Origin of the sequence: Streptomyces sp. NPDC090798, assembly GCF_044768965.1 — a bacterium.
Lineage (GTDB): Bacteria > Actinomycetota > Actinomycetes > Streptomycetales > Streptomycetaceae > Streptomyces.
Window position 1 is genome coordinate 14313 of the sequence record NZ_JBIVXA010000041.1, and the last position, 25940, is coordinate 40252.

27 protein-coding genes and 2 pseudogenes are annotated in these 25940 nt (G+C 70.7%); 14 read left to right on the forward strand and 15 right to left on the reverse strand.

Translation table 11 applies throughout. The features are described 5' to 3' along the window. Window positions 1-97: 97 nt before the first annotated feature. Complete coding sequence (locus ACIQTP_RS45665) at window positions 98-823, reverse strand: response regulator transcription factor (RefSeq protein ID WP_403411811.1); 726 nt, start codon at window positions 821-823, stop codon at window positions 98-100. A gap of 187 nt (window positions 824-1010) precedes the next feature. On the opposite strand from ACIQTP_RS45665, the gene ACIQTP_RS45670 reads away from it, so the two are divergent. After that, complete coding sequence (locus ACIQTP_RS45670; RefSeq protein ID WP_403411873.1) at window positions 1011-3419, forward strand: MMPL family transporter; 2409 nt, start codon at window positions 1011-1013, stop codon at window positions 3417-3419. Here the strand turns inward: ACIQTP_RS45670 and ACIQTP_RS45675 are convergent. The 12 genes from ACIQTP_RS45675 to ACIQTP_RS45730 all read right to left on the reverse strand — a co-directional run bounded on the left by ACIQTP_RS45675 (window position 3412) and on the right by ACIQTP_RS45730 (window position 12181). Next, a complete protein-coding gene (locus ACIQTP_RS45675; RefSeq protein ID WP_403411815.1) occupies window positions 3412-4020 on the reverse strand; it encodes a Uma2 family endonuclease in 609 nt (202 codons plus the stop codon). The two genes, ACIQTP_RS45670 and ACIQTP_RS45675, sit on opposite strands and share 8 nt — an antisense overlap. A 76-nt stretch (window positions 4021-4096) precedes the next feature. Then, a complete protein-coding gene (locus tag ACIQTP_RS45680) occupies window positions 4097-4867 on the reverse strand; it encodes a TetR/AcrR family transcriptional regulator (RefSeq protein ID WP_403411818.1) in 771 nt (256 codons plus the stop codon). An 11-nt stretch (window positions 4868-4878) separates the two neighbouring features. Next, window positions 4879-5385 carry a thiol-disulfide oxidoreductase DCC family protein gene (locus tag ACIQTP_RS45685; protein WP_403411876.1) on the reverse strand — a complete coding sequence of 169 codons (507 nt, stop codon included), beginning with the start codon at window positions 5383-5385 and terminating at the stop codon, window positions 4879-4881. 5 nt (window positions 5386-5390) lie between these two features. After that, a complete protein-coding gene (locus tag ACIQTP_RS45690; protein ID WP_402034962.1) occupies window positions 5391-5801 on the reverse strand; it encodes a hypothetical protein in 411 nt (136 codons plus the stop codon). Window positions 5802-5906: 105 nt separating this feature from the next. Beyond that, a complete protein-coding gene (locus ACIQTP_RS45695; RefSeq protein WP_402034965.1) occupies window positions 5907-6320 on the reverse strand; it encodes a VOC family protein in 414 nt (137 codons plus the stop codon). Window positions 6321-6480: 160 nt separating this feature from the next. Then, complete coding sequence (locus tag ACIQTP_RS45700) at window positions 6481-7383, reverse strand: peptidoglycan DD-metalloendopeptidase family protein (RefSeq protein ID WP_403411822.1); 903 nt, start codon at window positions 7381-7383, stop codon at window positions 6481-6483. A 183-nt stretch (window positions 7384-7566) separates the two neighbouring features. After that, window positions 7567-7788, reverse strand: coding sequence for a hypothetical protein (locus ACIQTP_RS45705; RefSeq protein ID WP_403411825.1), 222 nt, complete (start codon window positions 7786-7788; stop codon window positions 7567-7569). Window positions 7789-7969: 181 nt separating this feature from the next. Continuing rightward, on the reverse strand, window positions 7970-8749 hold the full coding sequence (locus ACIQTP_RS45710) for a succinate dehydrogenase iron-sulfur subunit (protein ID WP_054233703.1): 780 nt from the start codon (window positions 8747-8749) through the stop codon (window positions 7970-7972). Beyond that, window positions 8749-10503, reverse strand: a complete 1755-nt coding sequence (gene sdhA, locus ACIQTP_RS45715; protein ID WP_168510546.1) for a succinate dehydrogenase flavoprotein subunit — start codon at window positions 10501-10503, stop codon at window positions 8749-8751. The genes ACIQTP_RS45710 and sdhA overlap by 1 nt, the downstream gene beginning before the upstream one ends. A gap of 24 nt (window positions 10504-10527) precedes the next feature. Continuing rightward, the gene (locus tag ACIQTP_RS45720; protein ID WP_403411829.1) at window positions 10528-11019 is read right to left on the reverse strand and encodes a succinate dehydrogenase hydrophobic membrane anchor subunit; all 492 of its coding nucleotides are present in this window, start codon (window positions 11017-11019) and stop codon (window positions 10528-10530) included. 5 nt (window positions 11020-11024) lie between these two features. Continuing rightward, the gene (gene sdhC, locus ACIQTP_RS45725; protein WP_402034978.1) at window positions 11025-11405 is read right to left on the reverse strand and encodes a succinate dehydrogenase, cytochrome b556 subunit; all 381 of its coding nucleotides are present in this window, start codon (window positions 11403-11405) and stop codon (window positions 11025-11027) included. 146 nt (window positions 11406-11551) lie between these two features. Beyond that, the gene (locus ACIQTP_RS45730) at window positions 11552-12181 is read right to left on the reverse strand and encodes a 2-oxo-4-hydroxy-4-carboxy-5-ureidoimidazoline decarboxylase (protein WP_403411832.1); all 630 of its coding nucleotides are present in this window, start codon (window positions 12179-12181) and stop codon (window positions 11552-11554) included. A gap of 240 nt (window positions 12182-12421) precedes the next feature. On the opposite strand from ACIQTP_RS45730, the gene ACIQTP_RS45735 reads away from it, so the two are divergent. From ACIQTP_RS45735 to ACIQTP_RS45780, 10 genes are all read left to right on the forward strand, one after another. Further along, window positions 12422-14074 (forward strand): glycoside hydrolase family 20 protein, encoded by a 1653-nt coding sequence (locus ACIQTP_RS45735; RefSeq protein WP_403411835.1) that lies wholly within the window; start codon window positions 12422-12424, stop codon window positions 14072-14074. Window positions 14075-14178: 104 nt separating this feature from the next. Further along, window positions 14179-14919, forward strand: a complete 741-nt coding sequence (locus tag ACIQTP_RS45740; protein WP_403411837.1) for a DUF4328 domain-containing protein — start codon at window positions 14179-14181, stop codon at window positions 14917-14919. Window positions 14920-15043: 124 nt separating this feature from the next. Continuing rightward, window positions 15044-15547 carry a hypothetical protein gene (locus ACIQTP_RS45745; protein WP_067366662.1) on the forward strand — a complete coding sequence of 168 codons (504 nt, stop codon included), beginning with the start codon at window positions 15044-15046 and terminating at the stop codon, window positions 15545-15547. Window positions 15548-15622: 75 nt separating this feature from the next. Then, complete coding sequence (locus tag ACIQTP_RS45750) at window positions 15623-16198, forward strand: hypothetical protein (RefSeq protein WP_403411840.1); 576 nt, start codon at window positions 15623-15625, stop codon at window positions 16196-16198. Between the two features lie 120 nt (window positions 16199-16318). Continuing rightward, window positions 16319-16714: a hypothetical protein gene (locus ACIQTP_RS45755; RefSeq protein WP_403411843.1), complete on the forward strand. Its 396-nt coding sequence runs from the start codon at window positions 16319-16321 to the stop codon at window positions 16712-16714. 153 nt (window positions 16715-16867) lie between these two features. After that, window positions 16868-18340: an MFS transporter gene (locus ACIQTP_RS45760; RefSeq protein WP_403411846.1), complete on the forward strand. Its 1473-nt coding sequence runs from the start codon at window positions 16868-16870 to the stop codon at window positions 18338-18340. A 149-nt stretch (window positions 18341-18489) separates the two neighbouring features. After that, the gene (locus tag ACIQTP_RS45765; protein WP_403411849.1) at window positions 18490-19080 is read left to right on the forward strand and encodes an RNA polymerase sigma factor; all 591 of its coding nucleotides are present in this window, start codon (window positions 18490-18492) and stop codon (window positions 19078-19080) included. A gap of 84 nt (window positions 19081-19164) precedes the next feature. Continuing rightward, complete coding sequence (locus ACIQTP_RS45770) at window positions 19165-19368, forward strand: hypothetical protein (RefSeq protein ID WP_403411852.1); 204 nt, start codon at window positions 19165-19167, stop codon at window positions 19366-19368. A 327-nt stretch (window positions 19369-19695) separates the two neighbouring features. Next, window positions 19696-20370 (forward strand): RNA polymerase sigma factor, encoded by a 675-nt coding sequence (locus tag ACIQTP_RS45775; protein WP_403411855.1) that lies wholly within the window; start codon window positions 19696-19698, stop codon window positions 20368-20370. Then, complete coding sequence (locus tag ACIQTP_RS45780) at window positions 20370-21437, forward strand: hypothetical protein (protein WP_403411858.1); 1068 nt, start codon at window positions 20370-20372, stop codon at window positions 21435-21437. Before ACIQTP_RS45775 ends, ACIQTP_RS45780 begins: the two co-directional genes overlap by 1 nt. Before the next feature lie 365 nt (window positions 21438-21802). Here the strand turns inward: ACIQTP_RS45780 and ACIQTP_RS45785 are convergent, their stop codons facing one another. Next, window positions 21803-22672 (reverse strand): L,D-transpeptidase family protein, encoded by an 870-nt coding sequence (locus tag ACIQTP_RS45785; protein ID WP_403411861.1) that lies wholly within the window; start codon window positions 22670-22672, stop codon window positions 21803-21805. A 228-nt stretch (window positions 22673-22900) separates the two neighbouring features. On the opposite strand from ACIQTP_RS45785, the gene ACIQTP_RS45790 reads away from it, so the two are divergent. The 3 genes and pseudogenes from ACIQTP_RS45790 (at window position 22901) to leuE (ending at window position 25844) form a co-directional block, all read left to right on the forward strand. After that, complete coding sequence (locus ACIQTP_RS45790; RefSeq protein WP_403411864.1) at window positions 22901-24481, forward strand: methylmalonyl-CoA mutase; 1581 nt, start codon at window positions 22901-22903, stop codon at window positions 24479-24481. 93 nt (window positions 24482-24574) lie between these two features. Continuing rightward, window positions 24575-25136 (forward strand): annotated as a pseudogene (locus ACIQTP_RS45795) (Uma2 family endonuclease). A gap of 54 nt (window positions 25137-25190) precedes the next feature. After that, window positions 25191-25844 (forward strand): leucine efflux protein LeuE, encoded by a 654-nt coding sequence (gene leuE, locus ACIQTP_RS45800; protein WP_403411867.1) that lies wholly within the window; start codon window positions 25191-25193, stop codon window positions 25842-25844. On the opposite strand, the pseudogene ACIQTP_RS45805 reads toward leuE, so the two are convergent. After that, window positions 25841-25940, reverse strand: a pseudogene (locus tag ACIQTP_RS45805) (IS481 family transposase); the annotation flags it as partial. The gene leuE and the pseudogene ACIQTP_RS45805 overlap by 4 nt on opposite strands.

Here is a 25940-nt window from a genome sequence, read left to right on the forward strand (position 1 = left end):
CCCGCACAGAGGGCGAGCTCGGTCCGGGATGCCGGTTCCGCGAGGGGGGAGGGCTCCGCACGCGCCGCGGCGATCTCACGGTCCGGGGATGCCGAGGTCACGCGAGGCCGTATCCGACGCCCCGGCGGGTCTGGATCACCGGTGGGCCGAGGGGTTCGAGTTTGCGGCGCAGATAGCTGATGTACGTCTCGACCACGGTCGACTCCGCGGAGTGTTCGTACTGCCAGACGTGCCGCAGGAGTTGCTCCTTGGGCACGATCCGGCCGCCGTTGCGGACGAGGAAGCGCAGCAGGGCGTACTCGGTGGGGGTGAGCTCCACCGTGCGGTCCCCGCGGTGCACGGAGTACGTCGTCTCGTCCAGTTCGAGTTCGCCGTAGCGAAGGGGCGGGCGCTGGGGAAGGACGTCGTCGGGGCGCGTGCGGCGCAGTACGGCCGTGATCCGGGCGATGACCTCGTCGATGTTGAACGGCTTGGTGATGTAGTCGTCGCCGAAGCCGAGCGCGCCGACGATCTCGGCGGGCGCGTCCCGCGCGGTGAGGAAGACGATCGCCAGGTCGGGCCGGCGCAGGCGCAGTTCACGGCCCAGCGCCCGCCCGTCACCGTCCGGCAGCATCACGTCGAGCAGCGCCAAGTCGATGGGGGTCCCCCCGTTCGAGCGAGGCCGGGAGTGGGGGAGGGTGCGTTCGGCGAGCGTGAGCGCCTGGCGGACGGTGCCCGCGGTCAACACCTCGAAGCGGTGGTAGCGCAGGGCGATGGCGAGGACGTCCGCGATGCTCGGCTCGTCCTCGACGACGAGTACGGTGGCCCCCTCGTGAGCGGTCATGCCCCCAGTATCCGCACGCGGGTCGCGCCAGGGGGCGGCTCCCCCTTTGGAGTTCCTTGAGAGTCATGGGCGATCTGTGTCATCGCTCGAGCGCTCCGGTCGATGGTTGGTTCCAGGACCTGGGGGACCAACCGACAACCGAACGGCCGGACGACCGGTCGACTAAGGAGCGTTGAACGTGGCGACATTGGCACGGTGGTGCTATCGGCACCGGCTGGTGGTCCTGTTGCTGTGGGTGGGGGCACTGCTCGGGCTCGGGGCCGCGGCCTCGACCGCGGGCACGGATTACGCGAACGTCTTCTCCCTTCCGAACACGGACTCCAAGCGCGCGTACGACCAGCTGGAGAAGGCCTTCCCGGAGCGCGCGGGCGACACCGACACGGTGGTGTGGAAGGTCGACACGGGAACCGTCCGGGACCAGTCCGTGCAGTCCCGGATCCAGCCCGCGCTGGAGAAGATCGGCAAGATGGCGGGGGTCGGCGGCGTCACCAGCCCGTACGCGGGCGAGCGGGGCGCGGCGCAGATCAGCGCCAACGGCAGGATCGCCTACGCCCAGATCACCTTCGCCAAGCAGGCGAACGCGGTGTCCAAGCAGCTGGTGCAGGACGTGGTCGACACCGCGCAGGGCGCCGAACGTGGTGGCCTGCACGTCGAGTTGGGCGGCCAGGCGATCCAGCGCGTCCAGGAACCGCCCACCGGACTCGCCGAGATGATCGGCATCCTGGCCGCGGCGGTCGTCCTCTTCCTCGCCTTCGGCTCGCTCTTCGCGATGCTGCTCCCGATCGGCATCGCGATCTTCGGGGTGGGCACGGGCCTGTTCTCCACCCAGCTGCTCAGCCATGTGACATCGGTGCCCGACCTGGCCCCGCTGCTCGCCACGCTGATCGGCCTCGGCGTCGGCATCGACTACGCGCTGTTCATCGTCACCCGGCACCGGCGCGGCATCCTGCGCGGCATGGACCCGGAGGAGTCGGCGGTCACCGCCCTCAACACCTCAGGACGTGCGGTGCTGTTCGCGGGCGGCACGGTGTGCATCGCGCTCGCCGGCATGCTCGTGACGAACCTGCGCTTCCTGGACGGCGTGGTCATCGGCACCTCGCTCACCGTCGTGTTCAGCGTGCTCGCGGCGGTCACGCTGCTGCCCGCGCTGCTCGGCTTCCTCGGCTCCCGGGTGCTCAGCCGCCGCCAGCGGCGCAAGCTGGCCGCCGAAGGCCCCGAGCCGGAGCGGGCCAGCGGCTTCGCGGCACGCTGGTCGGCGAACGTCCAGAAGCGCCCGCGCTCGGTCGCCGTGATGGCCCTCGTCGTCATGGCGATCCTCGCGATCCCGGTGCTGTCGCTGCGGCTCGGCGCGACCGACCAGGGCAACGACGACGCGTCGACGACGACCCGGAAGGCGTACGACCTCCTCGCGGAGGGCTTCGGACCCGGCTTCAACGGTCCCCTTCAGGTGGTCTCCACCAGCGGCGACACGAACAAGCTGGTGCAGGGCATCCGCGCGACCGACGGCGTCGCCCAGGTCGCGGCGCTGCCGCCCGCGCAGGGCGTCACGGTGATCCAGGTCGTACCGACCACGTCACCGCAGTCCGAGAAGACGGACCAGCTCATCGACACCCTGCGGGACAAGGTGATCCCGGACGCCGGGGCGCAGGCGCACGTCGGCGGTGTGACGGCGATCTCCAAGGACTTCTCGACCGTCACGGGTGACCGGCTGCCGCTCTTCATCGCCACCATCATCGGCCTGGGCTTCCTGCTGCTGATGGTCGCCTTCCGCTCCCTGGTGGTGCCCCTCACCGCCGCCCTGATGAACCTGATCGCGGCCGCCGCGTCCTTCGGTGTCCTCGTCGCGATCTTCCAGTGGGGCTGGGGGCTGAGCCTGCTGGGCCTCGGCAAGGAGGGCCCGATCAACGCCTTCCTGCCCGTCATCATGCTCTCCCTCCTCTTCGGCCTCTCGATGGACTACCAGGTGTTCCTGGTGAGCCGGATGCACGAGGAGTGGGTGCACACGAAGGACAACGCGCGGGCGGTCCGGGTCGGCCTCGCGGAGACCAGCCGCGTCATCAACTCGGCCGCCCTGATCATGGTCTGCGTCTTCCTCGCCTTCGTCCTCAGTGGTGACTCGGGGGCGGCGATGGCGGGCGTGGGACTCGCGGCGGCGGTCGCGCTGGACGCGTTCATTCTCCGTACGGCGCTGGTGCCGGCCGCGATGCATCTGCTGGGCAAGTCCAACTGGTGGCTGCCGGCGGGTCTGGAGAAGCGGTTGCCGCACCTGGCGGTGGAGCCGGCCGAGGAGGCGGAGCCGCTGCCGCGGGCTTCGGCGGGAGGATCGACGGTCGTGCACGGCTTCGTCCGTGACGTGGAGGGCGCGCCGGTCGACGGGGCGGTCCTCACCCTGCTCAGCAAGGGCGGACGCCAACTGGACCGGGTGACCTCACTGGCGGACGGCTCGTACATCGTCTCGGTACCGGCGCCCGGCACGTATCTGCTGTCGGCGACGGCCTCGTCGTACGGCGCCCGCGCCCGGCACGTCGTCGTGACCGACGAACCGCTGGTGCACGACCTGGAGTTGACGGAGGGGGAGGTGGACGCCGTCAATTAGCCTTCGGCTGCCCGGCCTTGAGGATTTCATCGACGTCGAGGGTGACCTTGGCGCCGATGGAGTCGGGCAGGGCGACGACCTCTCCGGGGGCGTGGACGCGGTGGCTCGCGTACGTGTCTGCGGAGAGGTCGGTGAGCACGTGAAGACGCTGGTGCTTGCGGTCGACGATCACGTAGACCGGGATCTTTGCCTTGGCGTATGCGCCGACCTTGGCGCGGAGGTCGTTCTCGTAGTTGCTGGAGGTGACCTCCAGGACGAGACGGAACGCGATCGGGTCGTAGCAGTTGTTCTCGACGAGGTGATCTTCAAAGTCGACGTCGACGACTGCGAGGTCGGGGATCGCATAGTCCTCGGCACCGGTGGGAAGCCAGAGCCCGAGTCCTTCGAGCACTTCGGTCTTGTCGCCATCCAGACCGGCGGCGACGAAGGGGCGCCTCAACCTGGACAGAGCGCGGGCGTGGGAACCGTTGACAGGCGGGGTCACGGTGATCGAGCCTCCGATGATCTCGACGCGGTACCCCGGATTGCGGTCCATGAGCCGGTTCGCCTCGGCGATCAGCGGCCGGTCCTCGTGCGGTCGCTCGACAGCGGCTGCGGACATCACGTGCCTCCCATGGGCTGGTGTCGAGAGCATCATCGTAGGCCGCATCCTTCCCCCATGCCCCGTATCACCGGCTTCACCCGATCGTGGAGCCCCGCCCCGGATCCGGCAGCATCTTCGTCATCCCCGGCAGGAAGTCCGTGAACAGCTCGTGCACCTCGTGGACGAGCGGCCGCAGGACCCGGAAGCGGGCCAGTGAGACGCCCCGGGTGGTGAGGCGGGCGCCGCGCTCGGCGAGCCGGTAGCTGCGTTCGCGCCCCTCCGTGCGGTCGAAGACCCAGTACAGGACGAGCCCCATCTGCGACAGCCACATCAGCTCGGGCAGGACGTCCCTCAGCTCCTCGGGAACCTTCGCCTTCGATCCGGCGAGCACCTCGCGGTGTATGGCGATGGACTCCTCGCGCGGCCCCGTCGACTCGGGGGAGAAGGGGCTGAGCGGGCTCTCCGGATCGGCGGCGTTCTTGAAGAACTGCGCCGCGAACTCGTGGTACGGCTCCGCCACGTCCAGCCACGCCTTCAGCACGCCCGCGATCCGCGCCTCCAGATCCTTCTCGCGCTCCAGGACCGGCCGGATCGCCGCCTGGTGCTCGGCGCCGATCCGGTCGTAGAAGCCCTGGATGAGGTGTTCCTTGCCGGCGAAGTAGTAGTACGCGTTGCCGACGGAGACCCCGGCCTCCTGGGCGATCGCCCGCATGGTCGTCTTGTCGTACCCCCGCTCCTGGAACAGCCGCAGCGCGGTCTCCAGGATCAGGGCGCGGGTCTGCTCGCTCTTGGCGGGACCCTTTTCCTGGGCCTTTCCGGGCGCGCTCGTGTCGTCCGGACCGGGGCTGTCTGTCGGTGCTGGCACGGTAGGAGAGCCTAACCAGTCGAGCAGGAGCCGTCGTCACAGCCGGGGGGCAGGTACATCCACCCGATGCTCGGCTCGTACACCCACCCGTCGCCCCGCCGGTACGCGGCCCCGCCCCACTCCTGCGGGGCGTGCGCGGAGCGCCACTTCGCGGCGGCGAGCATCGCGCCCTTGGCGAGCCGGGCCCCGGCCGGGGTGCTCAGCCGGTGGGCGAGCGGCCGGTGCTCGCGCAGCGCCCACAGGCAGACGACCCAGGCGGCGGCCCCGCGGTAGACCTGACCGCCGTCCCCGACGACGGTGATCTCGTCGAGGGTGGCGCGGTGGTCGAGGGAGGGAAGGAGCGCCCGGGCCTGCTCGGAACCGGCGGGCACGAACCGCAGCGGCACCAGTTGGGGCTGCCTGCCCAGCCAGTCGCGCAGGAAGGCGCACAGCGAGCACGAGGCGTCGTAGAGGACGGTGAGCCCGAGGACCGGGACGCGCACGGCGTCCCGGTCACGGGTGGCCTTGAGGCCGGTCATGGTGCTCACGCCCCGGCCGCCGGCGCGACCCAGTCCGTCGGCGCGACGGGCGGCAGCTGCTCCCGCTCCATGACGCCCCGCCGCCGGATCTTGTTGAGCACGTACACGTTGCCGAGGTGCATGACCCCGAGGACGAGCAGGACGACGCCGAGCTTGGTCGACAGGGCCTCGAAGACCCCGCGGGCGTCGGTGATGTCACCGCCGTCGCTGTTCAGATAGAGCGCGACGAAGCCCAGGTTGACGAGGTAGAAGCCCACCACCAGGAGGTGGTTGACGGCGTCGGCGAGCTTCTCGTTCCCGTGCAGTACGTCGGCGAGGAAGACCCGCCCGTTGTGGCTGAGCGTGCGCGCCACCCAGACCGTCAGCGCGATGCTGACCAGCAGATAGATGACGTACGCGACGACCGTGAGGTCCATGTCCCCACCCCTTCTTGAACGCGTTCAAAACGCTGTCGAGAAGGAATGTAGACCTGCTTTTGAACATGTTCAAGTCAGGGCGGGATGGAGTGCGGGTGAGGGGGGTCACGCCTGATGGCGGCCCAGCTCGGGCCGTTTGCCGTAGTCCGTGAAGCCGATGACGTTGCCCCAGGGGTCGGCGACCTCGACGGTCCAGCCGGTGGCGACCGGGAAGGCGGGGGCGAGCGGCTGGATGCCCGCCGAGGCCAGTGCGTCGGCCGTGGCCCGCGCGTCCCGGACCTCCAGCCACACCCGCGCCGAGGCCCACACCGGCGGCCGGGGGCCGAGCTCCTCCTCCAGTCGCAGCAGCAGTCCCGGTGTCTCCTTGCCCACCTTCAGCAGCGCGATCCCGGCCTCGTCCAGCCGGAACGCCACCGGGATGCCGGCGCGCCCGTAGAACTCCACCGCGGCGCCGAGGTTCCCGACGGGCAGCAGTACGTTGTCGAAGCCGAGCAGCTCGTACGACACATCATCTGACATGCCATCAGATTAGGTACGGGCCACCCCGGGAGCCCGGTGGCTGACCGTGCGGGTCCCCCAGGTGGTGCAAGGCCGAGCACGCGGCGTGGTCACCGCACATGCCGTGCACGCCGGGCGGCCCCGAGGTGAGGTGCGGTCAGGTGCCTGAGGTGCCACATGCTCAGGTACGCAGCACGCGTCCTCGGTGCAGCGTCCCGGTGATGCCGGTGAAGCGGAGGTCGAGGCCGAGTCCGCCGCGCTCGGCGTGCAGGTGCAGATGGGACTCGGTGGTGTTGCCCGAGTTGCCGACCTCGCCGAGGAGTTGGCCCGCGCGCACCCGGTCGCCGGTGGTCACGGTCACGGTGCCGGGCCGCAGATGCGCCAGTTTGACCAGCTCACTGCCGGTGTCGATGAACACGTGGTTGCCGTAGGGGGGTTCGTAGCGGATGGTGCCGGGGACCTGGTCCGCGTAGTCGTCGGCGGCGGAGACCACGTCCCCGTCGCACGGGGCGTACAGCTTCGCGCCGTAGATCCGGTAGGCGTCCGGCGACGCGCCGGAGCGCAGCCGGACGCCGCGCGCGCCGACGCCGACGACGTCGATCGCCCCGCGCTGTTCGGGGTGGGGCGTGTGGTGGTTGAGGCCGGGGCCGCCGCCCTGGGCGATGAGCCAGGTGCCGTCGCGCAGCGGGAAGCGCAGGGGCGCCGACAACTCCGCCCCCCAGCGGTGGCGGCGCGCCCACACCAGGTATCCGGCGACACCGGCCAGCAGGACAGGACCGGTCACGAGCTCCGTGCCGAGGTGACCGGCGGCCGGCGAGGGCAGCCGCCAGGCCGAGACCAGCGCCACGGGCCCGCCCGCTTCCATGGCCCGGCGCAACCGCCGGGGCAGCCGGGCGGGCGTGAGACGCCCCTCCATGAGGAGATACGCGGCGGCCACGATCAGGACGTCGCCGACGCGTGCCCCGGCCGGGACGCGCAGCCGGGGCGGCCGGTAGGGGCCGGGGGCGAGACGGAGGTTGGTGAGCCGCTCGGCGGCGTCCGCGGCGGCGAAGGCCAGGGTGCGTCCCGCCGTTCCCTGGACCACCAGCCCTCCGGGCCGTCCGTGACCGAGCGCAGGCCTCCCACGTGGGCGAGTGTCGCCCCGACCACTTCGCGCAGCCGGTGGTCGCCCACGGCGTCGACGACGCGCGGCGCCAGCTCGCCCCACTTCCCGGGGTCGGCCAGGAGGAAGCGTTCCAGGGCGCGGGCGGCTTCGGTGCTGTCGTGCTCAGGCATCGGCCGCCCCGTCCCGAGGTGCGAGGGCGGCGAACGCGGAGAGCGTGGCGGGTTCGGCGCCGACGGTCCCGGCGGGGCGCAGCCGCCGGGCGAGGCGCGAAGTGACGCCGACGGCAGGCTTTCTGAGAGACCGGTGGTCCCCGTCCCGCAGGCAGCCGCGGTCCGCGCCGATCGTCAGCAGCCCGAAGCACACCAGCCCCGTGAGGTAGTACATGACGAAGCCGTCCTGCCGTATCTTCCCGGTGATCTTCCAGTGGCCCGCGGAAGTACAGGACCGCGGTCCGCAAGACGATCGGACACGCCCCCAGGTTGTGCACGACCAACGGCTGTGGGCCCCGCTCCCACAAGGGGAACGGGGCCCACGGCGCCGTACGACCGGAAGGCCGGCCGGAAGGTCAGAAGCGACGCGTGATCAGCGCGCGCTTCACTTCCTGGATCGCCTTGGTGACCTCGATACCGCGCGGGCAGGCGTCCGTGCAGTTGAACGTGGTGCGGCAACGCCACACGCCGTCCTTGTCGTTGAGGATCTCCAGGCGCTGCTCGCCCGCTTCGTCACGGCTGTCGAAGATGAAGCGGTGCGCGTTGACGATGGCGGCCGGACCGAAGTACTGGCCGTCGTTCCAGAAGACCGGGCAGGACGACGTGCACGCCGCGCACAGGATGCACTTGGTGGTGTCGTCGAAGCGCTCGCGGTCCTCGGCGGACTGCAGACGCTCGCGCGTCGGCTCGTTGGTGTCCTTCGTGATCAGGAAGGGCATCACATCGCGGTACGCCTGGAAGAACGGCTCCATGTCGACCACGAGGTCCTTGAGGACCGTCAGACCCTTGATGGGCTCGACCGTGATCGGCTTGGCGGGGTTGATGTCCTTGATCAGCGTCTTGCAGGCGAGGCGGTTCTTGCCGTTGATCCGCATGGCGTCCGAGCCGCAGATGCCGTGCGCGCAGGAGCGACGGAAGGTGAGGGTTCCGTCCTGGTCCCACTTGATCTTGTGGAGGGCGTCGAGGACGCGCTCCTTCGGGTCGATCTCCAGCTGGAAGTCTTCCCAGACCGCCTCGGCCGCGACCTCGGGGTTGAAGCGGCGGATGCGGAAGGTGGCGGTGATGTACGGCGAGTCGGCGAAGCCCGCCTCGGGCTGGCCGGCGCTGTCCGCCTTGTCGAGGGTCGGGGTAGCCATCAGTACTTACGCTCCATCGGCTGGTAGCGGGTCTGGACGACCGGCTTGTAGTCGAGACGGATGGACTCGGTGCCGTCGTCGCCGACCTCGCGGTACGCCATGGTGTGGCGCATGAAGTTGACGTCGTCGCGGTTCGGGTAGTCCTCGCGGTAGTGACCGCCGCGGGACTCCTTGCGGGCGAGCGCGGAGACGGCCATGACCTCGGCCAGGTCGAGCAGGTTGCCCAGCTCGATGGCCTCGAGGAGGTCCGTGTTGAACCGCTTGCCCTTGTCCTGGATCGAGACGTTCCGGTAGCGCTCGCGCAGCTCGGCGATCTTCTCGACCGCCGTCTTGATCGTCTGCTCGGTGCGGAACACCATCACGTTGGCGTCCATGCACTCCTGCAGCTCCAGGCGCAGCGCGGCGACCCGCTCCGTGCCCGTGGAGTTGCGCAGGTGCTCGACCTGCGAGACGACCTGCGACGCCGGGTCCTCGGGCAGCTCGACGTAGTCGGCCTTCGCGGAGTACTCGGCGGCGGCGATGCCGGCGCGGCGCCCGAACACGTTGATGTCCAGGAGCGAGTTGGTGCCGAGGCGGTTGGCGCCGTGCACGGACACACAGGCGACCTCACCGGCGGCGTACAGGCCCGGCACGACGGTCGTGTTGTCGCTGAGCACCTCACCCTGGACGTTCGTCGGGATGCCGCCCATGGCGTAGTGCGCGGTGGGCTGGATCGGGATCGGGTCCGTGTAGGGCTCGATGCCGAGGTAGGTGCGCGCGAACTCCGTGATGTCCGGGAGCTTGGCGTCCAGCTGCTCCGGCGGGAGGTGCGTGAGGTCGAGGTAGACGTGGTCGCCCTCGGGACCGCAGCCGCGGCCCTCACGGATCTCCGTGTAGATGGAGCGCGAGACGACGTCACGGGACGCGAGGTCCTTCATGACCGGCGCGTACTTCTCCATGAAGCGCTCGCCGTCCTTGTTGCGGAGGATGCCGCCCTCACCGCGGGCGCCCTCCGTCAGCAGGATGCCCATGCGCCAGATGCCGGTCGGGTGGAACTGGAAGAACTCCATGTCCTCCAGCGGCAGCCCGCGACGGTAGACGGCCGCCTGGCCGTCGCCCGTCAGGGTGTGCGCGTTGGAGGTCACCTTGAAGAACTTGCCGGTGCCGCCGGACGCGTAGATCACGGCCTTCGCCTGGAAGACGTGGATCTCGCCGGTCGCCAGCTCATAGGCGATCACACCGGCCGAGTGCTTGACGCCGTCGACCTCGGTGATCAGCTGGTCGAGGACGTAGAACTCGTTGAAGAACTCCACGCCCTCCTTGACGCAGTTCTGGTACAGCGTCTGGAGGATCATGTGGCCGGTGCGGTCCGCGGCGTAGCAGGACCGGCGGACCGGGGCCTCGCCGTGGTTGCGGGAGTGACCGCCGAAGCGGCGCTGGTCGATCCGGCCTTCGGGCGTCCGGTTGAAGGGAAGGCCCATCTTCTCCAGGTCGAGGACCGAGTCGATGGCCTCCTTCGCCAGGATCTCGGCGGCGTCCTGGTCGACCAGGTAGTCACCGCCCTTGACCGTGTCGAAGGTGTGCCACTCCCAGTTGTCCTCCTCCACGTTGGCCAGCGCGGCGGCCATGCCGCCCTGCGCGGCGCCCGTGTGGGAGCGGGTGGGGTAGAGCTTCGTCAGCACGGCGGTGCGGCTGCGCTTCGTCGCCTCGATGGCGGCGCGCATGCCGGCGCCGCCGGCGCCCACGATGACGGTGTCGTACTTGTGGATCTGCATGAGTCGGTTACCTCAGCCCCGTGCCTAGCGGATGTTCGGGTCGAAGGTGAAGATCACCAGCGTACCCAGCAGGATGGTGAACACCGTGGCGGTGTAGAGCAGGCCCTTGAGCCACAGCCGGGTGTTCGCGCGCTCCGCGTAGTCGTTGATGACCGTGCGCAGGCCGTTGGCGCCGTGCAGCATCGCGAGCCACAGCATCGCGAGGTCCCAGGCCTGCCACCACGGGGAGGCCCAGCGGCCCGCGACGAACGCGAAGCCGATCTTGGAGACACCGCCGTCGAGGACGAGCTGGATGAGCAGGTGGCCGATGACCAGGACGACCAGCACGATGCCGGACAGGCGCATGAACAGCCAGCCGTACATCTCGAAGTTGCCACGGGTGGACTTCGGGGTCTTCTTGGTGCGCTTGCGCGGGGCCTCGATGAACGGCGCCGGGTTGTCGACGCTGTACGCGGAGAACCCACCCGCGCCCTCGACGGGGCCGATACCGGAAGCGGCGGTCTCAGTAGTGGACATCGGCGTCAGCTCCCGAAGACTTCGCGGAATGCGTGACCGAGGACCGGGTACAGAGCCCCGATCATCAGCACGACCCAGATACCGACGACGGACCAGAGCATCTGCTTCTGGTAGCGCGGGCCCTTCGACCAGAAGTCGACGGCGATGATGCGCAGGCCGTTGAGCGCGTGGAAGAGGATGGCGGCGACGAGGCCGTACTCCAGCAGCGCGACGATCGGATTCTTGTACGTGGACACGACCTTGTCGTAGTCCTCGGGGGAGACACGGACGAGAGCGGTGTCCAGCACGTGTACGAACAGGAAGAAGAAGATGAGGACGCCGGTGACTCGATGAGCCACCCAGGACCACATTCCTTCCCGGCCGCGGTACAGCGTTCCAGCCGGCACGGAAGAACCCTCCGGGAGCGGGGATTGGGGCCTGCCGGCTTCTGTGTCGGTCGGCCCGGCCGGGTACGGTCCACCGGCCCCGGCCATCGTAGCGACGACTTGTCGGAACGTTTACAGCGGCCCTATCTATGTGATCAAACTGGCAATCAATCAGGCACGTTCGGGCTATTCCGGACGGCCCAGGGCCCCTCGTCCCCGAGGAGGCGCGTCAGGCGCCCCCTGGCCAGACGGCGCAGCTCCTCCGCCGCGACGAGCCGCTCCTCTTCGGGATCGTTCGTCAATCGTGACCGGATTCCGACGAGCACCTGATCCAGTGATTCCGCCGGGGAGAAGTCGTCCAGACAGATGACGAACACGTGCCCGAACCGGCTTTCGTAGGCGGCGTGGGCCGCGCTCAGGGCCGTGTGGGCGGCGGAGTACGCGCCGTCCGGGAGCAGTGTGAGGGACTCGCCCGCGAGGGCCTCGGTGAGGTCGGCCGGGGTGAGGTCGTAGGCCGCCTCGTCGGCCGCGGCGAGGAAGGCGTCCAGGTCCGGGTAGGGCCGGTGATCGGCCAGCCGGTGGGCCCAGCGCAGGCTGCGGCAGCAGGTCAGGAGCGCGCGCACGACAAAGTCGGCGGGCGCGGAGTTGAACGGCTCCAGGCGCGCCGGGGACGACGGCGCGCTCTTCTGCTCGGGTAGGGCGACCTGGCCGGGGAGGCGTGGAAGACGGTGCGAAGGCAGCGTGGGTCCTCGGCGGTGGGATGTCGACGGGGTGCCGTGACGTCCTGTGAACGTCACGTGTGGTGCGGCAGGGGAAGAAGTGAGAGTTGTGCCACCACGTTATCCACGATTGACGGGAGGTGTCCGACGGATGCCCGAATTTCACCCGGACGGGAGAGTTTCGGAACCTGCGGTGGACGGGTGAGGTGGAGACGGGGACGGTGGAACATCCGGGGGTATACGACGTGAGGTGTACGAGGCGCTCGATGCGTACGACAGGGCGTGGGCCTCGGTTACCGAAGCGAAGGGCGTGGTGCGGTGAGCACGGGCAGGCGGCGACGGGCGCCGGTGCAGGACGGAAAGCGGCCGGTACTGATAGCGGTCGGCGTGGCGGCGGTGACGGGTGCCCTGGCGGCGACCGTAACGCTGTGGCCGTCCGGTGACGCCGGCGCGCCGACCGGGGCGAGCGTCACCCCGGGCCGGACGACGGCCACGTCCGCGAGCCGGACCGGGGCCGCGCCCCCACCGTCTCCCACACCGACCCGGAACTACCCCCTCTCCCGGACCCCGCGCACCATCCCCGCCGTACGCGAGCACACCCCGGCGCGCGGCCCCGGCTGGCGTCCCGCCGCGGGCGCCCGCGTGGTCGTCGACGACGCCGGCCTCACCGACGAGGGAAAGCTGCTCGCGGGCGAGCTGAAACTGTCGTACGCCGGACGGACGGCGGCCAGGGACGGGGATGTCGAGCTCGGCCTGAACACCAGCGGCGCCGACCCGGAGTCGTACACCCTGACCGTCAGGAACCGCCGGGTCACCATCTCCGCGCCCGGCGAGGCGGGCGTCTTCTACGGCACCCGCACCCTCAAGCAGGAGGTGCACGGAGGCGGTACGGCGCCCGAGGGCGTCGTGCGCGACCAGCCCGCCAAGCCGCGCCGCGGGTTCATGCTCGACATCGCGCGCAAGCCCTACTCCGCGGCCTGGATAGAGGACCGGATCCGGGAACTGGGCGATCTGAAGTACAACGAGCTGGGGCTGCACTTCTCCGACGACCAGGGCTTCCGTATCCAGTCGGACACCCACCCGGAGATCGTGTCGAAGGACCACCTCAGCAAGACGGAGGTCCACGACATCGTCGCCCTCGCGGAGAGCCGCCACATCCATGTCGTCCCCGAGATCGACTCGCCGGGCCACCTCGGCGCCGTGATCGCCGCCCACCCCGACCTCCAGCTGCGCAGCGTCTCGGGAGCCGCCCCGCGCGGCACCGTCGACATCTCCAAACCCGCCGCGGCGGCCATCGTCGACGATCTGCTGAACGAGTACGCCGGACTCTTCCCCGGCCCGTACTGGCACCTCGGCGGCGACGAGTACCAGGCGCTGACCGTGGCCGGCCCGTCGACCTCCTTCCCGCAGCTGGCCGCCGCCGCCAAGAAGGCCTACGGCCCCGGCGCCACCGTCGCGGACCTCACCACCGGCTGGCTCAACGACCGCGCCCAGGTGGTGCGCGGCCACGGCCGGACCGCACGGGCCTGGAACGACGGGTTCTTCCGCGGCGGCACGGTCCAGGCGGACAAGAACCTGGAGGTCGCGTACTGGACCGGCAAGGAATTCGGCGCACGGCCGCCCGTCGAGTACCTGAGCGCGGGCCGGAGGCTCATCAACTACAACGACGAGTACCTCTACTACGTCCTCGGCGAGCCGCAGACCTTCGTCTACCCGACCGGGCGGCGCATCTACGAGCAGTGGACCCCGCTCGTCGTCCGCGGCACCACGCCGGTCCCCGCGAAGTACGACGGCCAGATCCTCGGCGGGAGCTTCGCCGTCTGGTCGGACCGCGCGAACGCGCAGACCCAGGACCAGGTGGCGGCGGGGATCAGGATGCCGCTGCGCGCCACGATCCAGAAGCTGTGGGATCCCGGTCGGCCCACGCTGTCCTGGACGGACTTCAAGAGCCTGGCGAACCGGCTGGGCTGAGGCGTATCTTCCCTGTGATTCGTGTGCCGGGTGTGCCAAGGGGAGGGCGCGCCCGGCTTCTTGTGCCGGTGCGGTCTCACGTGCCGGTGATTCGGGGGGTTTTCATGTCCAGTACGCCCATGCCCGTGCCCGGGGGCACCATGGCGCCGCCGCACGGGGTCGCCCGGCTGCGCTCGCCGGTGGGCCTCGGGCGAGCGGTCGCGGTGCTGCTCGGCGTGGTCGTCGCCGTGGATCTCTTCGCGATCTGGGCGGGCGTCAAGGTGTACGACGTCACGGGCACCATCCTGGCCGGCGGGGCCGGCGAGGCCCTCCAGCGGGAGGCGGACCGCGCGGACTCGGTCATGACCGCGGCCGGGGTCGTGCAGCTGGTCTCCCTGGCCGCCACGGTCGTCTTCTACCTCGTCTGGTTCCACCAGGTGCGGATCAACGCCGAGGTGTTCGACCCCTTCGGTCATGAAATGGGGCGCTCCTGGGTGGGCTGGGGCTGGTTCGTGCCCGTGGTGAACTTCTGGTTCCCGCGCCGGATCATGCTGAACACCTGGGACGCGAGCCGTCCCGCCGGCTCCCGCACCTCGCACGGGCTCGTCAACGCCTGGTGGGCGATGTTCACCATCACGCTGTTCGTCGGCCGGACCGGGTTCGAGAGTTACCGCAAGGCCGAGACCACCGTGGAGCTCTACGTCGCCGCGAGCGACGTGTTGTTCGCGGACGTCACCGGCGTCGTGGCCGCCGTGCTCGCCATCCTCGTCGTCCTGCGCCTGACCCGGATGCAGAACGAGAAGGCCCTGCGCGGCCCGGTCCCGCCCGGGGAGCCGGTCCCGGCGGCCGTACGCGACCACCGCTGACGGTCGGCGTTGAGCCGTTAGGGGCAGGCGGCGCGCCGGTTCGGCTGATTCCCTGGCCAGCTCCCTGACCCCTGTGGTGTATTCGGCGCGGCCGATCCGAAAACACCACCGGGGGGAAGCGGGCATGGGCTACTGGGGGTACTACGTCGTGGGCAGAAGCGAGCGGCCGCTCGCGGAGCTGGACGCGCTGGGCGCGGCGCACGGGATGGCGCTGCGGACCACGGCGCCCGACGGCTGGCAGGTGTGGGAGTACCCGAGCGGTGACGGCGACGTCGGGAGCATGAACACGCTCGCCCGGGAGACCGGCGCGCCCGCGCTCTTCGGGTACGTCATGAACAGCGACTGCGTGGTCGTCGAGGCGGCCGGTCCCGGGAGCGGCGCGTGGACGACCTGTCTGGCGCGCACGGCGATGGCCGCACACCTCGGGCAGAGCGAGGAGGGGCTCACCGTCGACGACTACTTCCTGGAGCCCTCCGACGCCGCCGCGCGGGCCGTCGCCTGGGCCGCGGAGGCCGGGCACACGGTGGTCGCCGAGCCCTTGCTCGCCGTGCTGACCGCGGACGCCGACCCCTTGGCCGAAAACCTTCTCTTCCGGTTCCTCGACCGGCTCGGAGTGGTGCCCCTGTGACACTCCCGCTCCGGAGCACGCAGTAAGGGAAAGTGCGGGCTCCGTAAGCAGGAGCGCCCTGTCGAGGGAGGCGTGATGAGCCTGGTGGACCTGATCGCTCAGGCCGACGAGCGTGGTCTGGCAGCGAGCGGGCTGGCTTGTTTGGATCGGTGCGTGCCCCTGCTGGGCGGCGACGACGAGGTCCTGCGGCCGCTCTGGTCGAGCCTCGCGGACGGCGACGCGGACGGCGACGCCTGGGGCGAACGGCTCGCCAAGGCACGGGCGGAACTGGACTCCGCCGACGCCGACCCCGATTCCGATTCCGATTCCGGCCCCGCCCCCGGGGCCGCGACCGCCGTGAGTGACGAGAACCGCGCCGCCGCACTCGCCCGCCGCATGCTCGCCACCGCCCCCGACGACCCCTGCGCGTCCGCCCTGCGGGCCTGGGCGGACGCCTGTTCGGCGGCGGCCCTGCAGATCCACCGTCTCCTCGATGTCGCCACCGACGGCGACGGCCCCCTCGTCGCGGCCGAACTGCGCCGCCAGGTCGCCGTCCTGGAACTGCTCGCGGGCCGCGGCGCGGGCGGACTGCGCCCCGCCCTGGAGGTGTCGACGGAGGGACGGCGCGTCCTGCGCGCGGTGGTGTCACGCCGGGCGCGCGGCCGGTCCTAAACCTGTTTCCCTGAGGGGTTCCTGTGACCGTCCTGGGGCCGGAGATGGGGGTCCTGGGCCGGTGTCGCGAAGGCGCCAGGAACGCGTGACGAATCCCGCCCGGAAGGCGCTCTTGCGAGTGTGAACGCAACGAGTGCGAACCCGATCCGGGCGACCAGGCCCACCGCCGCGACCAAGCCCGTGCGCTGGGCCGCGGACACCGTCGCGACGATGCGCGAGGGAGCCCGGCTGCGCCTCGACTACTCGGCGCAGAGCCTGTGGCGCGTCGACCGGCTGATCGAGGAGATACGCCGGGAGGGGGCGCCGTACGCCGCCGTCCACACCGTGCTGCGCGGCTTCGGAGCGTACGCCGGTGAGGTCGTCGTCCGGTGCAGCGGCGCCGAGTGGTGGGAGACGGGCGGCGAGCACTGGCTGCGCACCCCCGACGGGCGCCTGTGGGACCCCGTCGACGAGGCCCGCCGCTGCTACGCGGGCGACGGCTCGCTGCGACTGCTGTGCCGCGAGGCCGTGGGGTAGCGGGGGAGCGCGCCGAACGGCGGTGAGAATGCCGGAACGGCGGTGGGATTGCCGGAACGGCGGTGAGATTGCCGGTTCTTAAGGTACGCGACCGTTCCCAAACGGCGGTCTCCGGAGTGAACATGAGGGCAACCGCCGGACCCGGGAGGCCTCATGGCCGACAACCGCCGTTGGTGGGCGCTCGTCGTCATCGCGCTCGCCCAGTTGATGGTCGTCCTCGACATGACCATCGTGAACATCGCCCTGCCCTCCGCCCAGGCCGACCTGCACATGTCGGACGGCAACCGGCAGTGGGTCATCACCGCGTACACCCTCGCCTTCGGCGGACTTCTGCTGCTCGGCGGCCGGATCGCCGACCTCGCCGGTCGCCGGCTCACCTTCATGATCGGCCTGCTGGGCTTCGCCGCCGCGTCCGCGCTGGGCGGCGCAGCCGCGAACTCCGGGATGCTGTTCGGGGCGCGCGCCCTCCAGGGGGTGTTCGCGGCGCTGCTCGCCCCCGCCGCCCTGTCGCTGCTCACGACGACGTTCACCGACCCAGGGGAACGCGGTAAGGCCTTCGGCGTGTTCGGCGCGATCGTCGGCGCGGGCGCGGCGTTCGGGCTGCTCGCGGGCGGCTTCCTCACCCAGTACCTGGACTGGCGCTGGTGCCTGTACGTCAACGTCCCCATCGCCCTGGTCGCGTTCGCCGGCGCCCTGGCGGTGCTCAGCGGTGGCGGCCGCTACGAGGACGCGCGCCTCGACGTGCCGGGCGCGGTGCTCGGCTCCGCCGGAATGCTCTCGCTGGTCTACGGCTTCTCGGAGGCGGAGTCGAGGAGCTGGGGCGACGGACTGGTCCTCGGACTGCTGGCCGCCGGGGTCGTGCTGCTCGGCGTGTTCGGGCTCTGGCAGACCCGCGCCCGGGTGCCGCTGCTGCCGATGTCGGTGGTCAGGGACCGGCAGCGGGTCGGGGCGTTCCTCACCATCCTCTTCGTCACCATCGGGATGTTCGGGGTCTTCCTCTTCCTCACCTACTACATGCAGCGCGTGCTCGGGTACTCGCCGATGAAGACCGGACTCGCCTATCTCCCCATCACCGTCGGCATGATCACCGGCTCCACACAGGTCGCGGCCCGCCTTTTGAACCGGGTCCCGCCGCGCGCCCTCATCGTCCCCGGGCTGCTGCTTGCCGCGGGCGCGCTGGCGATCATCGCGCAGGTCGGGGTGGCACCCGCGTACGCCTCGCACATCCTGCCCGGCATGCTGATGCTCGGCCTCGGCATGGGCACGGCGATGATGACCTCCATCTCGCTGGCCACGGTGAGCGTCGCGCCCCGGGACGCGGGCGCGGCCTCCGCCACCTTCAACACCGCCCAGCAGGTCGGCGGTTCGATCGGTACGGCGCTGCTCAACACCATCGCCGCGAGCGTGACGACCCGGTACGCGACCGCGCACGCGGCCCCCGGCGTCGACCGTCGCGCCCTCGCCTCCCGGGCCGCCGTGCACGGCTTCAACGTGGCCACCTGGTGGGCGATGGGAGCGCTGTTGCTGGCCGCGCTGATCGCCGGGACCGTGGTGGACGCGGACCGGATGCCCGCGCCGCAGGGCCGGCCGGCTCCGCTGCCCGAACCGGTGGAGACGGACGCCTGAGCCAGGACGTGTTCCGAGGGACGCCCGGGGTGCCTGACGGGCTGTGACATTTCTGTGGGGCCCGGCGCAGATGACCACGTGGGCGTCGACACGGCCGACCGTGTCGCACGGTGCGCATTCTGACCGACTCGGGGCGAACGAGGACAGCGTTGGGCCAGGGAGGGGAACCCCGCCGCGTACAGGCGTACGACGGTGAGCTCGGTGCGGCCGTGGCGCGGGCGCAGCAGGGGGACGAGACGGCCTTCGCGCAGGCGTACCGGATCGTGCAGCCCGGACTGCTCGGGTACGTGCGCGGGATCGTCGGGGACGACGCGGAGGACGTGGCCTCCGACGCCTGGCTGGAAATCGCGCGGGACCTCGGGCGGTTCAAGGGTGACGGGGCGGGGTTCCGCGGCTGGACCGCGACCATCGCACGGCACCGCGCGCTCGACCATCTGCGGAGGCAGAAGGTACGGCCCCGGGCGACCGGGCTCGAGAACGACATGCTGGAACTGCCCGGCACCCACAGCACCCACGACCAGGCGCTGGAGAGCCTCTCCACGGAACGCGCCCTGGAACTGGTCGCACGGCTGCCCCGCGACCAGGCCGAGGCCGTACTGCTGCGGGTGGTCGTCGGCCTCGACGGCCCCGCCGCCGCCCGCGTCCTCGGCAAGCGCCCTGGCGCGGTCCGCACCGCCGCCCACCGTGGCCTCAAGCGCCTGGCGCAACAGCTCGGCGCCGAGGGAGAGCCCGGGGTGTGACGCCCAACGGCCTCTGGACGCTGGGGGATTCGGGGCGGGCGTCAGGAAGCCGGCGGCCGAGGACAGGCAGGGGTGGGCAGGGACATGGGCGAGAACGGAACCTCCCTCGACGTGCTGCTCGCCTTCGCCGTAAGGGGTGTTCCCGTCGACCCGGCGGCCGAGGGGCGGGCCGTCGCCGCGTACCGGGCCGCTCGCGAGGGCGGGGCGCACGGGGCGCGGACCCGGCGGCGCGACGACTGGCGACCGCGCGAGCAGCGCCGACCGGGGCGCGATTTCAAGGAGAGTTAGAGGCCGATGGCAACGGCCGGGGCCGCCACCCCCCACAGGAGAGGCCCCGACCGTCGCGCGGCACGGGCCGCGCGGCGGCCCGTACTCTCTACAGCGCCGCGGCTGCGTTTTCTGTCACACCTCGCTGTGTCACCAGTTAGTTGCATCCTGTACGAACATGGACGGGGAGCGGTTTCAGGCCGTAACGTGCCATTCGCGCCGGGCGCGGAGGGTATGGATCACCGCAGCCATGAGGGGCCTGAGACCGCAACCATCAATCGAGGAACCACAACGGCGAGCAACCCGGTCCGCGAAAGCGGCGCCGGCTTAGGCGCAGAAGGGCGCGCGGTGCTGGGGGACGACGCGGAGCTGACCGCCGCGGTGCTTGCGGCACAGGACGGGGACGAGACCGCGTTCCGGACTGTGTACCGCTCGGTGCACCCACGGCTGCTCGGATACGTACGGACGCTGGTCGGCGACCCGGACGCGGAGGACGTCACGTCCGAGGCCTGGCTGCAGATCGCCCGTGACCTGGAGAGGTTCAGCGGTGACGCGGACCGCTTCCGTGGCTGGGCCGCCCGGATCGCCCGCAACCGCGCCCTCGACCACATCCGCATGCGCGGGCGCCGCCCCGCGATCGGCGGTGACGAGACGGAACTGACCACGAAGGCCGGTGATTCCGACACCGCGGGCGAGGCGATCGAGGCGCTTGCCACCGGCAGCACCCTCTCGCTGATCGCCCAACTCCCCCAGGACCAGGCGGAGGCCGTCGTCCTGCGCGTGGTCGTCGGCCTCGACGCCAAGACCGCGGCCGAGACCCTCGGCAAGCGCCCCGGAGCCGTCCGCACCGCGGCGCACCGCGGTCTCAAACGGCTCGCGGAGCTGCTCGGTGCGGATCCGGAATCCGCAGGCGGCCTCGGTGCGGTCCCCCCACAAAGAGAGTCACGAAAAGAGTCGCGCACACGCGCGGTGACGTCCGCGGGTGTGACGCATACGCGTTCGCGGACGCAGAAGGACATGTGATGGCCGACGAGCAGGACAAGTGGCTGGACCGTGACGCCGCGGAGCGTCTGCTGCGTGGTGAGCCGCTGGAAGCCGTTGACGCCGACACCCAGGGCCGGGCCAAGCGGCTCGCCGACGTGCTCGGTGCGCTGGCTGCCGAATCCGCGCCGACCAGCGCCGAACTCCCCGGCGAGGCTGCCGCGTTGGCCGCGTTCCAGCAGGCGCGCGCGGGCCGCGACGGCGAGGTGGTCCAGCTCGGCCGCCGGGTGCGCCAGGGGGCCGCGGCCCACTCCGCCGACGCGGGACTCGTGCGGCTGGGCCGTCCGGCTCCGGGCCGGCGGGGGCCCCGTTGGGGCCGTCCGGTGCGCCTCGGGATCGTCGCCGCGCTGGCCGCGGGGATGATCGGCGGGGTCGCCGTCGCGGCCGGAACCGGAGTGCTGCCGACTCCGTTCCGTGACGACTCGCCACACCCGGCCGCGACGATTTCCGCGGCACAGACACCGCGGCAGCCGTTCCTCTCGCCGTCGCCGGGAGCGTCGCAGGCCGACGGTTCCGAGGCGCAGGTCCCGGGCGCCACCACGAGCCCGTCGGCCGGTGCCGGCGCCGGTGCCGGCTTTGGCGACGACGAGGCCCAGGGGCCCGGCGCGCCGAGCGGCCGGCCCGACCCCTCCGACGCGGGGCGGTCGGCCCGCGCCCGCGAGTGGTGGGCCAGGACACGCTCGTACTGCCGCGACGTGCTGGACGGCAAGAGCCTGGAGTCCGGCCGCAGACGCGTCCTGGTGGACGCCGCGGGCGGCGGCCGGCGCGTGAAGAAGTACTGCCAGGGCGTCCTGGGCCGGACGGGCGCCGCGGGCGAGGACCGGGGCGACCAGGGCCTGCAGGGCGCCACGGGCTCGGACTCCGGCTCCGGCCAGGGGGCCGGGGGCGGTTCCGGTGACGGCTCGGGCAACGGTTCCGGTGGCGGGGACAACGGCGGCGACGGCGACGGCCACACAGGCTCCGGCGGCACGGGGGGTCACCACGGCCACAACGGGATCCTCGCCCCGTCGCCGAGCTCGGTCGTCACGCCGCTGCGGTCGGCCCTCTGAGCAGCCGCTGCGGTCGGCCCTTTGAGCAGCCGCTGCGGTCGACCCTCTGGGCAGGGTTCCGGCCATCCGGCTTCCGGGCGGGATTCGGCCATCCGGCCCGGGTATGTTCTCAGCCATCCGGCCTCCGGAAACCCTGCCGTCTCCCATCTGACCTGCGGTTTCTCAATCCGTCGGAATTTTCTTTCCCTCGGGTGTGACGTTTTCGGCCGCGCCGACGCAGTACTCGGTGAGCCGACTGGTCATCGGCCGTCGCACTGAGCCGGGGTTCCCCCCGTACCCAGGCCTGGTGCACATCGGCGCGGGCGGGACACGTTCCCCCGGTCCCGCCCGCGCCCCATCACCCCCTCCGCCCGCCGGGCCGGCCGTCACCAGTAGACGACGACCTTGTCCCCGCCTCGGACCTGCGCGAACAGCGCCGCGATCTTCCCCTCGTCCCGTACGTTGACGCAGCCGTGCGAGGCGCCGTAGTAACCGCGGGCCGCGAAGTCGGGGGAGTAGTGGACCGCCTGGCCGCCGCTGAAGAACATCGCGTACGGCATGGACGTGTGGTAGATCGTCGACACGTGGTAGCGCGATTTGAAGTAGACGCTGAAGACCCCTTCGCGGGTCGGCGTGTACTGCGAGCCGAACCGCACGTCCATCTCCGAGACCGTCTTCCCGTCGATCATCCAGCGCAGGGTGCGGCTCGTCTTGCTGACGCACAGCACCCGGCCCGTCATACAGCGCGGGTCGGGCCGCGCGGCCGGCTGCCCGCCGTACGGGTACAACTCCCACGCGGCCGGCTTGTGCGTCATCCCCCGCAACCGCTCCCAGGTGACGGCGTCCAGTTCGCCGGTCCGCGGCAGTCCGCGCTTGCCCTGGAACCCCTTCACCGCGGTGACCGTCGGGGTGTCGTACGTCCCCGTCGGCGCCGGGATGAGCCAGGCGAGCTGGTGCAGCCGGGCCTGGACCTCACGGACGTCGTTCCCCTTGTCGCGGCGGGACCAGAGGACCTTGGGGGCGGCGGACGGCGTCGTGCCGCCCGGCTTGTCGTCCCCGGGCGTGGCCGAACGGCCCGTCTTCGAGGCGGACGGTGGCGTGGTGCCCAGTGTGCTGCCCGGCGTCTTTCCCTGCGAGCTCCCCCGCGTGTTCTCGTGCGAGCTCCTGTGCGCGTCCCCGGCCTGGGCCGTACAGCCGCTCACCGCGACGAGCGCCACGAGGGCGGCCAGCGATCTCCCCATACCAGTCGTACGCATTCCAACCCCCGGTGCGTCGTCGTGCCCCCTGAGATGCTCCCCACGCGCGCCCGGTTGCGAACGACGAGCGATCCTGGGGAATGAAGCCTGTGAGCAATGAATCCTGAGAGCGATGAAGCCTGTGAGCAAGGTCCCAGCGCGGTCCTCTGCATCCCGCGCACGGCCGCCGCTACAGTCCGTGGCGAGGGTCGGACCTACCAGTAAGTAACTTCAGCGGGAGGCACAGCAATGGCGCGCGAGTCGGAGTCCGGACTGCCCATCGAACCGCTCTACGGACCCGAGGTTCTGGAGGGCTGGGATCCGGCCGAGAAGCTGGGCGAGCCGGGCGCGTACCCCTTCACCCGCGGTGTCTACCCGTCGATGTACACGGGCCGCCCGTGGACGATGCGCCAGTACGCGGGCTTCGGCACCGCCGTGGAGTCGAACGCGCGCTACAAGCAGCTGATCGCGAACGGCACGATGGGCCTGTCGGTCGCCTTCGACCTGCCCACCCAGATGGGCCACGACTCGGACGCGCCGATCGCGCACGGCGAGGTCGGCAAGGTCGGGGTGGCCATCGACTCGGTGGAGGACATGCGGATCCTGTTCGGCGGCATCCCGCTGGACAAGGTGTCCACGTCGATGACGATCAACGCGCCCGCGGCGCTGCTCCTGCTCATGTACCAGCTGGTGGGGGAGGAACAGGGCGTCCCGGCCGATCAGCTGACGGGGACGATCCAGAACGACGTGCTCAAGGAATACATCGCGCGCGGCACGTACATCTTCCCGCCCAAGCCCTCCCTGCGGCTGATCGCGGACATCTTCAAGTACTGCAAGGCCGAGATCCCGAAGTGGAACACGATCTCGATCTCCGGCTACCACATGGCCGAGGCCGGTGCCTCGCCCGCGCAGGAGATCGCGTTCACCCTCGCCGACGGCATCGAGTACGTCCGCACGGCCGTGGCCGCCGGCATGGACGTCGACGACTTCGCCCCCCGCCTGTCCTTCTTCTTCGTCGCCCGTACGACGATCCTGGAGGAGGTCGCGAAGTTCCGTGCGGCCAGGCGCATCTGGGCGCGGGTGATGCGCGAGGAGTTCGGCGCGAAGAACCCGAAGTCGCTGATGCTGCGCTTCCACACCCAGACCGCCGGGGTCCAGCTGACCGCCCAGCAGCCGGAGGTGAACCTGGTGCGCGTCGCGGTCCAGGGCCTGGGCGCGGTCCTCGGCGGCACGCAGTCGCTGCACACCAACTCCTTCGACGAGGCGATCGCGCTCCCGACGGACAAGAGCGCGCGCCTGGCGCTGCGGACGCAGCAGGTCCTGGCGTACGAGACGGACGTGACGGCGACGGTCGACCCCTTCGCCGGGTCGTACGTCATCGAGAAGATGACCGACGACGTCGAGGCGGCCACGGTCGAACTGATGGCGAGGGTCGAGGAGCTGGGCGGCGCGGTGTCCGCGATCGAGCACGGCTTCCAGAAGGGCGAGATCGAGCGCAGCGCCTACCGGATCGCGCAGGAGACCGACTCCGGTGAGCGGGTCGTGGTCGGCGTCAACCGCTTCCAGCTCGACGAGGAGGAGCCGTACGAGCCTCTCCGCGTGGACCCGGCCATCGAGGCCCAGCAGGCCGACCGCCTCACCAAGCTCCGCGCCGAGCGCGACCAGTCGGCGGTGGACGCGGCCCTCGCCGACCTCAGGAAGGCGGCCGAGGGCACGGACAACGTCCTCTACCCCATGAAGGACGCCCTGCGCGCCCGCGCGACGGTGGGCGAGGTGTGCAACGCGTTGCGGGGGGTTTGGGGGACGTATGTGCCGAGCGATGCGTTCTGAGCTGGGCGGTTACTGCGTATGAGTGATCAGGGGCGGAGTTCAATCGGCCCCGGTTACTCTCGTGAAGAGGGAGCCCCTGAAAAGGAGGATGCCGTGGCCTTGCTGCAACACGAGCTGACGCCGGGCGAAGCCGCCGAACAGCTCTCCCGTGCACTGCCTGGGCACCGCGTGGAGATTCTCCAGGGGAGGCTCACTGCGACACCGCCGCCGGATGGCCCGCACGGGCGGTCATTGGGCGTTGGAACGCGCAGGCATCGAGGGAAGCGGGGCTGAATGGATCCAGGGCATCGGCCTCTGGCTGCCCACGCTGCCAGAGGATTTCGCGATCCCCGACCTCTCTGTTGTGGATGAGGACTTCGACGACGCTCATGTGAAGAAGAACTGCTACGCGCCCAACGTCTTCCGCCTCGTCGTCGAGGTGACCTCCTCCAACTGGTCCGACGACCTCGGTCCAAAGGCCGAGTGCTATGCCCAGGCGGGCCTCCCGGCCTACCTCGTCGCGGACCGCAAGCACGACGAGGTGCTCCTTTACACCGACCCCACAGACGGCGCGTACGGCGACCCCGAGCGCTTCAAGCGAGGTCAGTCCGTCGCCCTGCCGCCTTCGATCGGTGTCAAGGTCACCTTGGACGTGGACACCCTCCTCGACGGCTGACTGTCACGGAACCCCGAAGGTGCGGTGTCGTACTCTCGTGCGACACTCCACCTCATGCTTGGTGTTATCGACCTCCCGACCTATCTCGCGGGACTCGTGCTGATCGTTCTGCTTCCCGGTCCGAACTCGCTGTACGTGCTGTCCGTCGCCGCCCGCAAGGGCGTACGCACGGGATACACGGCCGCCGCGGGTGTCTGGTGCGGGGACACCGTGCTGATGACCCTGTCCGCGGCCGGAGTCGCCTCGCTGCTGCAGGCCAACGCCGTGCTGTTCGGGATCGTGAAGTACGCCGGGGCCGGATATCTGACATGGCTGGCGGTCGGGATGCTGCGCGCCGCGTGGAGCATGTGGCGCACCCGGCACGAGCGGGCCGAGGAGAGCGAGGTGGCCGCGGCGCCGGCCACCGAGGAGCGGCCCTACCGGCGGGCGCTGGTGATCAGCCTGTTCAACCCGAAGGCGATCCTGTTCTTCGTCGCCTTCTTCGTGCAGTTCGTGGACCCGGGCTACGCCTACCCGGCCCTCTCCTTCGTCGTCCTCGGCGCCTTCGCCCAGTTCGCCAGCTTCCTGTACCTCACCGCGCTGATCTTCAGCGGGACGAAGCTGGCGGCGGCCTTCCGGCGGCGCAAGCGGCTCTCGGCGGGGGCCACGAGCGCGGCGGGCGCCCTGTTCCTGGGCTTCGCCGTGAAGCTCACCCTGGCCAGCACCTAGGTGTATTGACCCGCAGCGTTGTTCACGCGGCTGATCGGTGGCTGGCCGCCGAGCGCGGTGTGGCAGCGGTGGTGGTTGTAGGTGTGGAGGAAGTCT